The organism is Streptomyces sp. NPDC041191, assembly GCF_055591945.1.
In genome coordinates this window covers 241742-256030 of the sequence record NZ_JBVIZC010000001.1, presented here as the reverse complement: position 1 = coordinate 256030, position 14289 = coordinate 241742, and the positions used below count along the sequence as shown (strand labels likewise).

At 73.4% G+C, this 14289-nt stretch carries 11 protein-coding genes; 5 read left to right on the top strand and 6 right to left on the bottom strand.

Translation table 11 applies throughout. The features are described from left to right. Positions 1–8 precede the first annotated feature (8 nt). Complete coding sequence (locus tag ACZ6AQ_RS01130) at positions 9–1379, bottom strand: DUF2252 domain-containing protein (RefSeq protein WP_468756553.1); 1371 nt, start codon at positions 1377–1379, stop codon at positions 9–11. A gap of 240 nt (positions 1380–1619) precedes the next feature. On the opposite strand from ACZ6AQ_RS01130, the gene dnaE reads away from it, so the two are divergent. Continuing rightward, on the top strand, positions 1620–5159 hold the full coding sequence (gene dnaE, locus ACZ6AQ_RS01125) for a DNA polymerase III subunit alpha (protein WP_468756552.1): 3540 nt from the start codon (positions 1620–1622) through the stop codon (positions 5157–5159). 93 nt (positions 5160–5252) lie between these two features. On the opposite strand, the gene ACZ6AQ_RS01120 is transcribed toward dnaE, so the two are convergent. After that, a complete protein-coding gene (locus tag ACZ6AQ_RS01120) occupies positions 5253–5423 on the bottom strand; it encodes a hypothetical protein (RefSeq protein ID WP_388691483.1) in 171 nt (56 codons plus the stop codon). 226 nt (positions 5424–5649) lie between these two features. Here ACZ6AQ_RS01120 and ACZ6AQ_RS01115 point away from each other — a divergent pair, with 226 nt between their 5' ends. The 4 genes from ACZ6AQ_RS01115 to ACZ6AQ_RS01100 all read left to right on the top strand — a co-directional run bounded on the left by ACZ6AQ_RS01115 (position 5650) and on the right by ACZ6AQ_RS01100 (position 9754). Beyond that, complete coding sequence (locus tag ACZ6AQ_RS01115) at positions 5650–6969, top strand: NYN domain-containing protein (RefSeq protein ID WP_468756551.1); 1320 nt, start codon at positions 5650–5652, stop codon at positions 6967–6969. Between the two features lie 20 nt (positions 6970–6989). Continuing rightward, a complete protein-coding gene (locus ACZ6AQ_RS01110; protein ID WP_388691946.1) occupies positions 6990–7970 on the top strand; it encodes an ABC transporter ATP-binding protein in 981 nt (326 codons plus the stop codon). Positions 7971–8211: 241 nt separating this feature from the next. Next, complete coding sequence (locus ACZ6AQ_RS01105) at positions 8212–9036, top strand: ABC transporter permease (RefSeq protein WP_468756549.1); 825 nt, start codon at positions 8212–8214, stop codon at positions 9034–9036. Between the two features lie 34 nt (positions 9037–9070). Further along, positions 9071–9754 carry a DUF2567 domain-containing protein gene (locus ACZ6AQ_RS01100; protein WP_468756548.1) on the top strand — a complete coding sequence of 228 codons (684 nt, stop codon included), beginning with the start codon at positions 9071–9073 and terminating at the stop codon, positions 9752–9754. A 21-nt stretch (positions 9755–9775) separates the two neighbouring features. Here the strand turns inward: ACZ6AQ_RS01100 and ybaK are convergent, their stop codons facing one another. The 4 genes from ybaK to ACZ6AQ_RS01080 form a co-directional block, all read right to left on the bottom strand. Next, positions 9776–10273, bottom strand: a complete 498-nt coding sequence (gene ybaK / locus ACZ6AQ_RS01095) for a Cys-tRNA(Pro) deacylase (protein ID WP_388691949.1) — start codon at positions 10271–10273, stop codon at positions 9776–9778. A 103-nt stretch (positions 10274–10376) separates the two neighbouring features. Continuing rightward, positions 10377–11114, bottom strand: coding sequence for an LON peptidase substrate-binding domain-containing protein (locus ACZ6AQ_RS01090; protein WP_468756546.1), 738 nt, complete (start codon positions 11112–11114; stop codon positions 10377–10379). A 10-nt stretch (positions 11115–11124) separates the two neighbouring features. Beyond that, positions 11125–12204: a hypothetical protein gene (locus tag ACZ6AQ_RS01085; protein ID WP_468756544.1), complete on the bottom strand. Its 1080-nt coding sequence runs from the start codon at positions 12202–12204 to the stop codon at positions 11125–11127. Between the two features lie 287 nt (positions 12205–12491). Continuing rightward, positions 12492–14096, bottom strand: coding sequence for an oxidoreductase (locus ACZ6AQ_RS01080; protein WP_468756542.1), 1605 nt, complete (start codon positions 14094–14096; stop codon positions 12492–12494). Between the last annotated feature and the right edge of the window lie 193 nt (positions 14097–14289).

Below are 14289 nucleotides of genomic sequence, written 5' to 3'. Positions count from 1 at the left end.
AGGGGTCTCTAAAGGAAGGCTGTGGACGGTCCCGCCTGCCCCTGGAGTCCCGGGATCCGGCCGTTGCGGAAGAGGTCCACGAAGATCTGGTGATCGGCCCGCGCCCGGGCCCCGTAGGCGTGCGCGAAGTCCACCAGGAGCTCGGCGAAGCCCTCCTCGTCGGCGGCGATCGCCGCGTCGATGGCCCGCTCCGTCGAGAACGGCACCAGCGAGTGGCCGCTGGAGTCGTCCGCCGCCGCGTGCATGGTCGCCGTGGCCCGGCCCAGGTCCGCCACGGTCGCGGCGATCTCGGCCGGGTCGTCGATGTCCGACCAGTCCAGGTCCACCGCGTACGGCGAGACCTCCGCCACCAGCTGGCCGACCCGGCGGCCCCCCTGCTCGATCTCCGTCCACCCCAGCCAGGGGTCGGCGTGCGCCTGGAGCGCCCGCTGCGAGATCACCGTGCGGTGGCCCTCGTGCCGGAAGTACTCCCGCACCGCCCCGTCGGTCACGTGGCGGGAGACCGCCGGGGTCTGCGCCTGCTTGAGGTAGATCACGACGTCGTTCTCCAGGGCGTCGCTGTTCCCCTCCAGCAGGATGTTGTACGAGGGAAGTCCGGCCGAGCCGATGCCGATCCCGCGCCGTCCCACCACGTCCTTCACCCGGTACGAGTCGGGGCGGGCCCGGCTGGACTCCGGCAGGGTCTCCAGGTAGCCCTCGAAGGCGGCCAGGACCTCGTGGCGGGTGGCCGTGTCCAGCTCGATCGTGCCGCCGCCGCCCGAGAAGCGCCGCTCGAAGTCCCGGATCTCCGTCATCGAGTCGAGGAGGCCGAAGCGGGTCAGCGACCGGGCCCGGCGCAGGGCGTCGAGCAGCGGCCCGCCGGCGGTCTCCAGGGTGAAGCCGGGCACCTCGTCCGCCCCGGCGCCGGCCGCCAGGGCGCGGATCCGCTCCCGGTAGGCGGCGGCGCAGATCCGTACGAGGTCGGTGATCTGTCCGTCGCTGAGCGCCTTGGCGTACCCGATCAGGGCGAGCGAGGCCGCCAGCCGCTTCAGGTCCCAGAGGAAGGGCCCCACGTACGCCTCGTCGAAGTCGTTGACGTTGAAGATCAGCCGGCCGTGGGAGTTCATGTACGTGCCGAAGTTCTCCGCGTGCAGGTCGCCGTGGATCCAGACCCGGCCGGTCCGCTCGTCCAGATACGGCCCGCCGCGCGCCTCCTCCTCCAGGTCGGCGTAGAACAGGCACGCGGTGCCCCGGTAGAAGGCGAAGGCGGAGCCGGCCATCTTCCGGAACTTGACGCGGAAGGCCGCCGGGTCGGCGGCGAGGAGCTCGCCGAAGGCGGTGTCGAAGACGGCGAGGACGTGCTCGCCGCGTTCGGCGTCGGTGGGCTGGGGGACCGGCATCGGGGTGCCTCCTGGTACGGGGACGTGCGCGCAGGGTGTTCACGGCAAAAGGGACAGGTGTTCTCCGTCTCCCACCGCGCGACCCTAGCCCCCGGGCGCCCCGCCCGGCCCACCCGCCCGACTAGACTCCGACACCGTCCCCCCGGGCTGCCCGCAGCCCGCACCCCGCCCGCCCGTCGCCCGACCGCCACCCCGTACGAGGCGTTCCGGGCCACGCATTCTCCCCGGAGGCCCCCCGCCGTGACCAAGCCGCCCTTCACGCACCTCCACGTCCACACCCAGTACTCGCTGCTGGACGGTGCCGCGCGGCTGAAGGACATGTTCGACGCGTGCAACGAGATGGGCATGACGCACATCGCCATGTCCGACCACGGCAACCTGCACGGGGCGTACGACTTCTTCCACTCGGCCAAGAAGGCCGGCGTCACGCCGATCATCGGCATCGAGGCGTACGTCGCCCCCGAGTCCCGGCGGAACAAGCGGAAGATCCAGTGGGGCCAGCCGCACCAGAAGCGGGACGACGTCTCCGGTTCCGGCGGCTACACCCACAAGACGATCTGGGCGGCGAACGCCACCGGACTCCACAACCTCTTCAAGCTCTCCTCCGACGCCTACGCCGAGGGCTGGCTCCAGAAGTGGCCCCGGATGGACAAGGAGACCATCTCCCAGTGGTCCGAGGGCCTGATCGCCTCCACCGGCTGCCCCTCCGGCGAGCTGCAGACCCGGCTGCGCCTCGGCCAGTTCGACGAGGCCCTGAAGGCCGCCTCCGAGTACCAGGACATCTTCGGCAAGGACCGCTACTTCCTGGAGCTGATGGACCACGGCATCGAGATCGAGCACCGGGTCCGCGAGGACCTCCTGCGGATCGGCAAGAAGCTCGGCATCCCGCCGCTGGTCACCAACGACTCGCACTACACGTACGCGCACGAGGCCACCGCCCACGACGCCCTGCTGTGCATCCAGACCGGCAAGAACCTCTCCGACCCGGACCGCTTCAAGTTCGACGGCACCGGCTACTACCTGAAGTCCACGGAGGAGATGTACGCCGTCGACTCCTCGGACGCCTGGCAGGAGGGCTGCGCCAACACGCGGCTGGTCGCGGACCAGATCGACACCACCGGCATGTTCGAGGCCAAGAACCTCATGCCGAAGTTCGACATCCCCGAGGGCTACACCGAGGTCACCTGGTTCCGCGAGGAGACCATGCGCGGCATGCACCGACGGTTCCCGAACGGGATTCCCGAGGACCGCATGAAGCAGGTCGAGTACGAGATGGACACGATCATCTCGATGGGCTTCCCCGGCTACTTCCTCGTCGTCGCCGACTTCATCATGTGGGCGAAGAAGCAGGGCATCGCCGTGGGCCCCGGCCGGGGCTCCGCGGCCGGCTCGATCGTCGCGTACGCCATGGGCATCACCGACCTCGACCCGATCCCGCACGGCCTGATCTTCGAGCGCTTCCTCAACCCCGAGCGCATCTCGATGCCCGACGTCGACATCGACTTCGACGAGCGCAGGCGCGTCGAGGTGATCCGGTACGTGACGGAGAAGTACGGCTCCGACAAGGTCGCCATGATCGGCACGTACGGCAAGATCAAGGCCAAGAACGCCATCAAGGACTCCGCGCGCGTCCTCGGCTACCCGTACGCCATGGGCGACCGGCTCACCAAGGCCATGCCCGCCGACGTCCTCGGCAAGGGCATCGACCTCGACGGCATCACCAACCCCTCCCACCCGCGCTACGGCGAGGCGGGCGAGATCCGGGCGATGTACGAGAACGAGCCCGACGTGAAGAAGGTCATCGACACCGCCAAGGGCGTCGAGGGCCTGGTCCGGCAGATGGGCGTGCACGCCGCCGGCGTGATCATGTCCAGCGAGCCGATCGTCGACCACGCCCCGATCTGGGTGCGGCACACCGACGGCGTCACCATCACGCAGTGGGACTACCCGCAGTGCGAGTCGCTCGGCCTCCTGAAGATGGACTTCCTGGGCCTGCGCAACCTCACCATCATGGACGACGCCGTCAAGATGGTGAAGGCGAACAAGGGCGTCGACCTCGACCTGCTCGCCCTGCCGCTCGACGACCCGAAGACCTTCGAACTGCTCCAGCGCGGCGACACCCTCGGCGTCTTCCAGTTCGACGGCGGCCCCATGCGGTCGCTGCTCCGGCTGATGAAGCCCGACAACTTCGAAGACATCTCCGCCGTGTCCGCCCTGTACCGGCCGGGCCCGATGGGCATGAACTCGCACACGAACTACGCCCTGCGCAAGAACAAGCAGCAGGAGATCACCCCGATCCACCCCGAGCTGGAGAAGCCGCTCGAAGAGGTGCTCGCGGTCACCTACGGCCTCATCGTGTACCAGGAGCAGGTGCAGAAGGCCGCCCAGATCATCGCCGGGTACTCGCTCGGCGAGGCCGACATCCTCCGCCGCGTGATGGGCAAGAAGAAGCCCGAGGAGCTGGCGAAGAACTTCACCATCTTCCAGGCCGGCGCCCGGAAGAACGGCTACAGCGACGAGGCCATCCAGGCCCTCTGGGACGTCCTGGTCCCCTTCGCCGGCTACGCCTTCAACAAGGCGCACTCCGCCGCGTACGGCCTGGTCTCCTACTGGACCGCCTACCTCAAGGCCAACCACCCGGCCGAGTACATGGCGGGACTGCTGACCTCGGTCAAGGACGACAAGGACAAGTCCGCGGTCTACCTCAACGAGTGCCGCCGCATGGGCATCAAGGTCCTGCCGCCCAACGTCAACGAGTCCCAGTCGAACTTCGCCGCCCAGGGCGACGACGTGATCCTCTTCGGCCTCTCCGCCATCCGCAACGTCGGCACCAACGTCGTCGAGTCGATCATCAGGACCCGCAAGTCCAAGGGGAAGTACTCCTCCTTCCCCGACTTCCTCGACAAGGTCGAGGCCGTCGTCTGTAACAAGCGGACCGTCGAGTCGCTGATCAAGGCCGGCGCCTTCGACGAGATGGGCCACACCCGCAAGGGCCTGGTCGCCCACCACGAACCCATGATCGACAACGTGGTGGCGGTCAAGCGCAAGGAGGCCGAGGGACAGTTCGACCTCTTCGGCGGCATGGGCGAGGAGACCAGCGACGAACCCGGCTTCGGCCTGGACGTCGAGTTCTCCGACGTCGAGTGGGAGAAGTCGTACCTGCTCGCCCAGGAGCGCGAGATGCTCGGCCTCTACGTCTCCGACCACCCGCTCTTCGGCATCGAGCACGTCCTGTCCGACAAGACGGACGCGGCGATCTCCCAGCTCACCGGCGGCGAGCACGGCGACGGCGCGGTCGTCACCATCGGCGGCATCATCTCCGGCCTCCAGCGCAAGATGACCAAGCAGGGCAACGCCTGGGCGATCGCCACCGTCGAGGACCTGGCCGGCTCCATCGAGTGCATGTTCTTCCCGGCCACGTACCAGCTGGTCTCCACCCAGCTCGTCGAGGACACGGTCGTCTTCGTCAAGGGACGGCTCGACAAGCGCGAGGACGTGCCCCGGCTCGTCGCCATGGAGCTGATGGTCCCGGACCTGTCGAACGCCGGGACCAACGCGCCGGTGGTCCTCACCATCCCGACGGTGAAGGTGACCCCGCCGATGGTCAGCAGGCTCGGCGAGATCCTCCGGCACCACAAGGGCAACACCGAGGTGCGGATCAAGCTCCAGGGCCCGCGCAAGACCACCGTGCTCCGGCTCGACCGGCACCGGGTGACGGCCGACCCGGCGCTCTTCGGCGACCTGAAGGTGCTGCTCGGCCCGTCCTGCCTGGCGGGCTGACCCCCTCCGGCCCGCGCACGCGCAAGGGGCGCGCCCGTCGTCACGGGCGCGCCCCTTTGCCGTACGCGGAGTACGCGAAGGACGGGTGCGGCGTCAGTTGTGGCCGAAGCGCTTCTGGCGGCCCTTGCGGGCGACGTCGCTCGGCAGGACCTGGGACGCGCGCTGCGCGGCCTCGGACTCCATCGCCGTCTGCTGGGCCTGCTGGGCGCCGCGCTCGGCCGGGGACTGCTTCTGACCACGGTTCTGGTTGCGGTTCTTGGCCATGGTGATGCCTCCTCAAGGGGATCTAGGGGCCAGGGCCGTTGTCAGACTCACATACGGCATGAAACGCCGCATGTTGGATCATTACGGAACGTAAAAGCCCTGCGGAAGGGGCATCCGCCACGCCGATGATCCAGTTCCGGCCGTCAAGCCCCCGGCGGTCGGGCAGACTCGAAGGAAACCCGGAGCAACTTCCGATCCCGAGTCCGACCCCCAGGGCCGAAAGAGGGTGGAACACGTGGACCGCTGCGTCGTCCTGGTGGACGCCGGCTACCTGCTGGGCGCCGCCGCCAGCCTCCTCGCCGGGGAACCGGCCCGTTCCCGGATCACCGTCGACCACGCCGCGCTCATCCAGCAGCTGCGCCAGCGGGCCGAGGCCGAGACCGCGCTGCCCCTGCTGCGCATCTACTGGTTCGACGGCGCGCCCGACCGGGTGCCCCAGCCCGAACACCGCAGGCTGCGCGTGATGCCCCGGGTCACCGTCCGGCTCGGCGCCCTGACCAGGAGCGAGGGACGCTGGGCGCAGAAGGGCGTCGACGCGGCCATGCACACCGAGCTGACCGAGCTGGCCAGGAACAGGGCCTGCTCCGACATCGTGCTCGTCACCGGCGACGGCGACCTGCTGCCCGGCCTCATGTCCGCCAAGGAACACGGCGTCGCCGTCCACCTCTGGGCCGTCCAGGCCGCCGACGGCGACTACAACCAGTCCGAGGACCTGGTCGCCGAGGCCGACGAACGACGGGTCCTCGACCGGGCCTGGATCACCCGCGCCGTCCGCGCCAAGGACCTCACCGGGGTCTGCGCGCCCCCGCCCGCCCCGCGCCCCGAGATCGCCGCCATCCTCTCCGCGCCGCTGCCCGAGGCCGCCCTCGCCGCCTCCGCCGAGCGGGCGGCGGAGGCGACCGCGTCCGGGGGCGCGCGCGACGGGGAACCGGCCCCCTCCGGCGCCTCCGGCGACGGCGGCCACCGGCACGCCCGGGGGAACGGGCGCGCCCGCGACGCCGACCAGGCCCCGGCCCCGGGGAGGGGCGTCGTCCCCACCCCCAAGGACCTCGCGGGGCTGCGCGCCCCCCACGCCCACGGCACCGCCACCACCGTGCCGCAGAGCACGAGCGCGCTCCGCTGGTCCTCCGACCGGGGCTGGGTCGAGCGCCCGGCCCCGCTCGGCGAACCGGCCGAGACCGCCTCCCTGCCCACGCTCGCCGCCCTCACCAGCGCCGAGCAGCGCTGGGCCGACCGCGAGGAGGACATCACCACCGTCGGCGGTGACCCGTTCGAGGTCGGACAGGTATTCGCCCGCCGGTGGATGGAACGCCTCCCGGAACAGAGCCACGTCCAGAAGCTCTCCGTCCTCTACCCCCGCATCCCGCACCGCATCGACGGCGAACTCCTCCGCTACGCCGCCCGTTTCGGCCTCCTCGCCCACAAGGACGACCAGATCGACGAGCACGACCGGTACGCGATCAGGGCCGGATTCTGGCGCGAGATCGACGTGCGCGCCGCCGCCGAACACGCCCCCGCGCCCGGAGCGGGCCCGGCGACCCCGTAGGCTCTTCCTCCGTGAGTACGGTGTGCGCGGTGCGGGATCTGGTCAAGACGTACCCCGCCACGCGCGGCAGACGCGGCGCGCCCGCGACCTCCGCCGTGCGGGCCACCGACGGGATCAGCCTCGATGTGCGCGGCGGCGAGATCTTCGGCCTGCTCGGCCCCAACGGCGCCGGCAAGTCCACCCTCGTCCGCCAGGTCACCGGGCTCATGCGGCCCGATTCCGGCTCCGTCGAACTGCTCGGCCACGACCTGGTGCGCCACCCCGAGCGGGCGTCCCGCCTCCTCGCCCACCTCGGCCAGGAGTCCACCGCCCTGGACGAGCTGACCGTCGCCCTGGCCGCCGAGACCACCGGACGGCTGCGCGGTCTCACCGCCCACGACGCGCGCGCCGAGCGCGACGCCGTCCTGGAGGAGCTGGGCCTCACCGCGCTCGCCTCCCGGCCCCTCAAGAAGCTCTCCGGCGGACAGCGGCGGCTCGCCTGCGTCGCCGCCGCCCTCGTCGGACGGCGGCCCGTCCTTGTCCTGGACGAGCCCACCACCGGCATGGACCCCGTCGCCCGGCGCGCCGTCTGGGCCGCCGTCGACCGGCGGCGCGCCGAACAGGGCACCACCGTGCTGCTCGTCACCCACAACGTCATCGAGGCCGAGACGGTCCTGGACCGGGTCGCGGTCCTCGACCACGGCCGGGTCATCGCCTGCGACACGCCGGCCGGGCTCAAGGAGCGCGTGGCGGACGAGGTCCGCGTCGAACTGGTGTGGCGCGAGTCGGCCCCCCTCCACCTGCCCGAGGTCGCCGCGCTGCGGGAACGCTCCCAGGAGACCGGGCGGCGCTGGGTCCTGCGGCTCGCCCCCGACGCGGCCCGCGCGGCCGTCGCCACCGTCACCGGGGGCGCCGCCTTCGCCGCCCTCGACGACTTCACCCTGGCCACGCCCAGCCTGGAGGACGTCTACCTGGCGCTGGGCGGGGCGACCGAGGGGGCCGAGGGGCTGGTGAAGGCATGACAACCGCGCTTCCCGCCCCGGCCGCTCCCGCCGGCCCGAACGCCCCCGCCGCTTCCGCCGGTCCCTCCGGCGGTACGGGTCCCTCCGCCGGTACGGGGTCCTCCGGTCGTACGGGTCCCTCCGGTCCCTCCGGGGCGGTCCGCCGCCCCGGTTCCCGGGGCCCCTCCCGCGCCCCCGGCGCCGGCCGCGTCCCGCACGCGGCCCCCCGCGTTCCGTACGTGACCGTCAGGAGCTGTCCGCAGTGAGCACCGTGCCCGCCGAGGTCCTGCCGGCACCCGCGCCGGCCCGCCGGCCGTACGGCGAGGGGACCGCCGCGCCCCTCGCCCCCCGCGCCCGGCTGCTGCCGTCCATGGCCGCCGTCTACCGCGCCCAGCTCTCCCGGGCCCGCGTCGCCCGCATCCCGCTGCTCTTCGTGGCCACCTTCCAGTCGATCGGGATCATGGTCCTGATGCGCGGGGTCGTCGACGGCGGCTCCGAGGCGCGGGCCGTCGTGGCCGGCTCCACCGTCCTCGTCGTCGCCTTCGTCGCGCTCAACCTGCTCGCCCAGTACTTCGGGCAGCTGCGGGCCACCGGCGGCCTCGACCACTACGCCACCCTGCCCGTGCCGCCCGCCGCCGTCGTGCTCGGCGCGGCCGGGGCGTACGCCTCCTTCACCGTGCCCGGGACCGCCGTCACCGCCGTCGCCGGCTCCGTCCTCTTCGGCCTCCCGCTCGGCCACCTGTGGGTCCTCGCCGCCGTCGTCCCGCTCTCCGGCGCCGCCCTCGCGGGGCTCGGCGCGGCCCTCGGCCTCCTCGCGCCCCGGCAGGAGCTGGCCACCCTGCTCGGCCAGCTCGGCATGTCGGCGGCGCTGCTCCTGGGCGTCCTCCCGGCGGAACGGCTGCCGGGCCCCCTCGGCTGGGCGCGGGACCTGCTGCCGTCCACGTACGGCGTGGAGGCCCTGGCCCGCACCTTCGTCCCCCACCCCGACTGGGCGGCCGTCGGCCTCGACCTCGCCGTCTGCGGCGCGGTCGGCGCGGCCTCGCTGGCGGTCGCCACCCGGGCGTACCGGCGGGCCGTCGTCCGCTGAGGCGGGACACCGGAGCACCTGGCACGATGTCGGGGTGACCGCACCTCTGACTCCGCCCCACCAGCCACGGCCGCACGACCCCGACTGGCCCCCGCCGCCCCCGCCGCCGCTCGGCCCGGAGGGGGACCCGATCACGGCGGCCGAGGTCGTCCTGGGTGCCGCGGTGACCGTCGTCTCGGCGGTCGCGGGCGCGCTGCTCGGAGTGCTGTGGCTGAACCTGGCCCCGCGCGTCCCGCTCGTCTCGGACGGCAAGGGGATCTACCTGCGGAACTCCGAGGGGGAGGCGGCGATCGGCGGGGACGGCACGTTCGTCCTGCTCGCCCTGGCCTTCGGCGCGGTCGCCGGGCTCGTCGTCTTCCTGCTGCGCCGCCGGGGCGGGATCCCGCCGGTGCTCGGCCTGGCGGCGGGCGGCGTCCTGGGCTCGCTGCTCGCGTGGAAGGCGGGGACGTACTTCGACGCGGGCCCGGACGTGATCGCCCGCGCCAAGGCGGCCGGTCCCGGTGTCGTCTTCGACGCGCCGCTGAAGCTGAACCTGGGGGCCGCCGCCCTGCTGGCCTGGCCGCTCGCGGCGGTGATCGTCCACCTGGTCCTGACGGCCGTCCTCGGCCCCCGCGACCCCGATCCCTGGGACCGGCCGGAGGACGGCGCTCCCGGGACCGGCCCCGGGAACGGCCCGGGGACCACCGCCCCCGGGCCCGGTCCGGGAACAACGGCCTGAGGACCACCGCCCCGGGGAGGGTCAGACGCGGCCGATCGGGGCCACGACCGCCGAGGTGAGGGCGGCGAGGTCCCCCGGGGAGAGCTCCACCTCCAGGCCGCGCCGGCCCGCCGAGACGCAGATCGTCGCGTGACCGGAGGCCGAGGCGTCGAGGACCGTGCGGAGCCGCTTGCGCTGCCCCAGGGGGGAGATGCCGCCCCGCACGTAGCCCGTGGTGCGCTCCACCACCGCCGGATCGGCCATCGCCGCGCGCTTGCCGCCGACCGCCGAGGCCAGCGCCTTCAGGTCCAGCCTGCCCGCCACCGGGACCACCGCGACCGTCAGCTCCCCGTCGACGTCCGCCACCAGCGTCTTGAACACCCGCTCGGGGGAGACGCCCAGCGCCTCCGCCGCCTCCTCGCCGTACGAGGGGGAGGCCGGGTCGTGCGCGTAGGCGTGCACGGTGAACGGGGTGCCGGCCGCCGTCAGGGCCACCGTCGCCGGGGTGCCCCCGCCGTTCTTCTTCTGCTTCTTCACCACGTTCTCCGCCACGCGTCCTTCCTCGGCCTCTTCCCCGGCCCGGCCCTCCCGGCCCGGTTCCCTCCCGGTCCCCGGCCCGGTCCTCCCGGCCGCCGGGACCGGCTCAGTTCGGGTACGTCGGAGCCTGCGTCAGGTCCACCATCGGCAGCGACGGCAGGTGCCGCAGCACCGCCGTCTCCGCGCGCAGCAGGGACAGCTCCTCGCGCAGCCGCGTCGCCGTGTCCGGGGCCTGGAGCAGCCGCTGCTTCGACGGCGTGTCGAGCATCGCCGCCGCCGCGACCAGGTACGACACCACCGACGGGTCGTCCGGCAGCTCGCTCGTGGTCAGGGACCGCTCCCGGGCCCCCGCCAGCCGCTTCTGGTAGTTCCGGAAGGCCCGCAGCACCACCTCGGCGAGCGCGCCCGGCTCCTCGCCCGGCTCCTCCGGGATCTCCTCGACCCCGGCCACCAGGAACGGACCGCTCGCGTCGACCGACAGCAGCCTCACCCGGGACGTGCCGGTCACCATCACCTCGAAGCTGCCGTCGGCACGCTCCCGGATGCTCGCCACGTCGGCGACGCAGCCCACCCGGTGGAAGGACCGGATCGGGTCGGGGCCGAACCCGGCGGCCGGGCCCCTGGCGGGCAGCGCCGTCGGGTCCGGCAGTCCGGGCGCGGTCGGCGCGACCTCGTGGCCGTCGCGGATCGCCACGACGGCGAAACGGCGCGGTTCCGGCTCGTCGATCGTGAGCAGCTCGCGCATCATGGCGCGATAACGCTCCTCGAAGACGTTCAGCGGCAGGACGAGGCCGGGGAACAGCACCGCGTTGAGCGGGAAGAGGGGCATGCGGGCGGTGGTCACAGCGGCCAGCCTAATGGCCGACGGGCCCGCCCCGTCCGGCCCGTCCGCGACGGGGCTCCCGGAGGGGCGTCCGGCGGGCCAGCTCGACCCGCGTCCGGTCCCGCGCGGCCAGGAAACGCAGGAGGGGGTCCCTCCTGGACGGGCGGGGCCGGGGGCCCGGGGGCGGGTCCTCCGGTACGGCGTCCCCCGCGCACCCCCACGGGAACGAGGTCGCGTACGGGCCGATCCGGCCGAACTCCTCCCGCGCCTCCGCCCACCGGCCCCGCTCCACGAGGACGTGCGCGAGCAGGTTGCGGACCTCGGCCGGCCAGGGGTCGCCCGCCGGGAACGCCGCCGACAGGGCCAGGGCCCGGTCCGCCGCCCGGTCCACCCGGTCCGGGGGCCCGGACCCGTCCCGCTCCGGTTCCGCCCGCAGCACGTCGTGGGCGGCGCGGACCGGCAACGCCCGGACGAGGGAGCGCGGGGCGGCGTCGTCGGCGGCCCGCTCGGCGAAGTCGAAGGCGGCGCGGTGCGAGCCGTACCCCTGGGCGGACAGGTACTTCAGCGCCGCGACGTGGGAGCCGTAGTGGTGCGGGGAGCGGCGCACGGCCTGCCCCCAGAGCGTCTCGAAGACGGCGGGCCCGGCCTGCGCGCCGCGCGCGTGGTCCAGGGCGAGCCGCCACGGCACCGGGTCGTGCCCCGCCTCCTCGGCGACCGCCCGGACCAGCGGGTCCAGCTCGCGCAGCCGCTCGGCCCGCGCCGGGGAATCCCACGCCCTGCGGACGGCGAGCTGCGCCGTGACCAGGAGGGCGTCGGGGTCGTGGGGCGCGGCCGAGACCCACCGGGCCAGCCACTCGTCCCTCCGGTACGCGAAGGCGGCCAGCCGGACGACGTACCGGTCGCGGTCCTCCCACTCCGCGGCGTCCCGGGTGGTGGCGAGCAGCTTCGCCGCGGGGTCGGGATCGGCCAGGGCGGCGGCGACCAGGGCGGGGGCGAGCCGCGCGTCCGGGGCGTCGAGCAGCACCTCGTCGTCCGGCACGAGCCCGGCCGCGAGCCGGGGAGCGTGCCGGACCGAACGGACGGCGCCGACCAGGGTGCGGAACAAGGACATGGTGTGACGTATTGTCCCCCGGACCCGCCCGCCGCGGCAGCCGAGTCCACCCGGTCACGACAGCTCCCTCACCCCGTCGTGACAGCCTCCACACCCTCTTCGCGACGCCTTCCCGCGCGGACTCCGACCCCCTCTCCGCGACGCCCTCCCGCGCGGACTCCGACCCCCTCTCCGCGACGCCTTCCCGCGCGGACCCCGCCTCCCCCTCCGCGACGCCCCCCCACAGGGCTCCGCCCTCCTCCGCGCGACACCCTCCCGCGCGGCCCCTTCCCTCCGGGAGGGGGCTCTCAGCCCCTGCTCAGCAGCCGGGTCGCGCCCGCCGCCACCGTCGTCGCCAGGATCCAGCCCAGCAGGATCAGCCCCGCCACCACCCACTGCCAGACGCCCTCCAGGCGCCAGTAACCCTCCTGGCCCAGGTTGATCACCGGCAGCAGCAGGTCGAGCGCGTACAGCGAGCCGTTCCACTCGGGCGCCTCGTCCGCCTTCAGCGGCACCGGGTGGTAGCGGGAGAAGGCCACCGTGCCCGCCGCCCACAGCACCGCCATCCACAGCGCCGCCCGCCCCGGCCGGTAGCCGTACGCCACGGCCCAGTCCTGAAGGTATCCCCAGAGCTTCCCGGCCAGGGGCAGCGTCTCCCGTCTGCGCCGCTGCTTGGCGAGCAGCACCTCACGGGCGTCGGCGTCCTCGCCGCTGTTGCGCAGCACCGTCGCGAGCCGTTCGTACGGCTCGGGGGCGTACTCCGGGGTCGCCGCCGCCACCCACTCCAGCCGGAGCGACAGCGGGAAGCGCTCGTAGGGCACCAGGTTCTCGTAGACGAAGCCGCCCATCGCCAGGCCGCCGGGGCCCGGCCAGCTGCTCCACATGTCGAGGAGGGTGACGACCTTGGCCCCGTTGAGCACCACCCGCCCCTCCTCGGGCCGCTCCCCGTTGAACCGCAGTTCCGGTGTGGTGATCCGGCGCAGCGACACCTCCTCGCGGCGGGAGCCGTCCAGCAGGAACCGGGCGTGCTTCAGGTCCACCGCGTCGCCGAACCGCCCGTCGTCGAGCCGCACCCCGCCGTGGAACTCGGTCGGCTTGTTCCGGGTCCCCGGGACGGGCCCGATCCCGTACGGCGGGGTGACGGCCGAGTCGACCGTGCCCTCGGCGACCTCGCGCACCCACGCCGCGTTCAGGTAGAGCGTGCGCTCCACCGTCAGCTGCGGGGCGTTGAGCGCGCGGCGGTCCCGCGCCGCGCGCAGCACGCTGCCCCGCAGGTTGAGCGAGACCCCGACCTGCGCCCCGCGCAGGCTCACCTCCCCGTACGTCTCGATCCGCTCGGCCTGGAGGTCCTGGGCGACCACCATCCCGTCCGCGGTGATGGCCCGCCCCCGCTGGTCCGGCCACACCTGGATCTCGCTGATCAGCAGATCCGTGCCGATCTGGGCGTCGGTGAGCCGGATGCCCCACCGCACTCGGCAGCGCGGCAGGTGCAGGTCCCCCTCCGTGTGCAGCCGGGCCGCCTCCAGGCGCGGCAGCGCGCACTCGACCATCCGCAGGGTGCCGAACCGGGCCTCGGGCACCATCACCTCGCCGTCGAACCGGCAGCCGCGCAGCTCCACGTACGGCCCTATGGCCCCGCCCGCCAGGTCCAGGACGCCGGTGACCCGGGCCCCGTACAGCTTCAGCGCCGCCACCCGGCCGGACAGGGCCGGCGGTCCGGCGAGCAGCAGCAGCGCCAGCACCTCGGCGCGCACGCTCCGCTCCTCTCCCCACTCCCATCCCCCGAACGGGTCGTCCCGCTCCGCGACCCCCTCCGTCAGGTCGCACGTCCCGCCCACGCGGAACGCCCGCCACAGGGCCCGCTCCGGGCCCGTGAGGTCGTCCGGCATCCCGTTCTCGTGCGGCTCGGTCACTGCCGCCCCCTCGCTTTCCACGATCCGTACCCACGGTTCCGTTCCCCGGGTCCCGTGGATTCGTACAGCCGTTCTTCCCGCTGTGTGACGGGCTGAACGCTAACGGTCAGGAGTGGCGACAAGACGCCAGTGGGACGTGTATCAGCCAGTGATACGGGCGTCCGGTGCCGTGGGCCGTCTGAGAGAATTGACC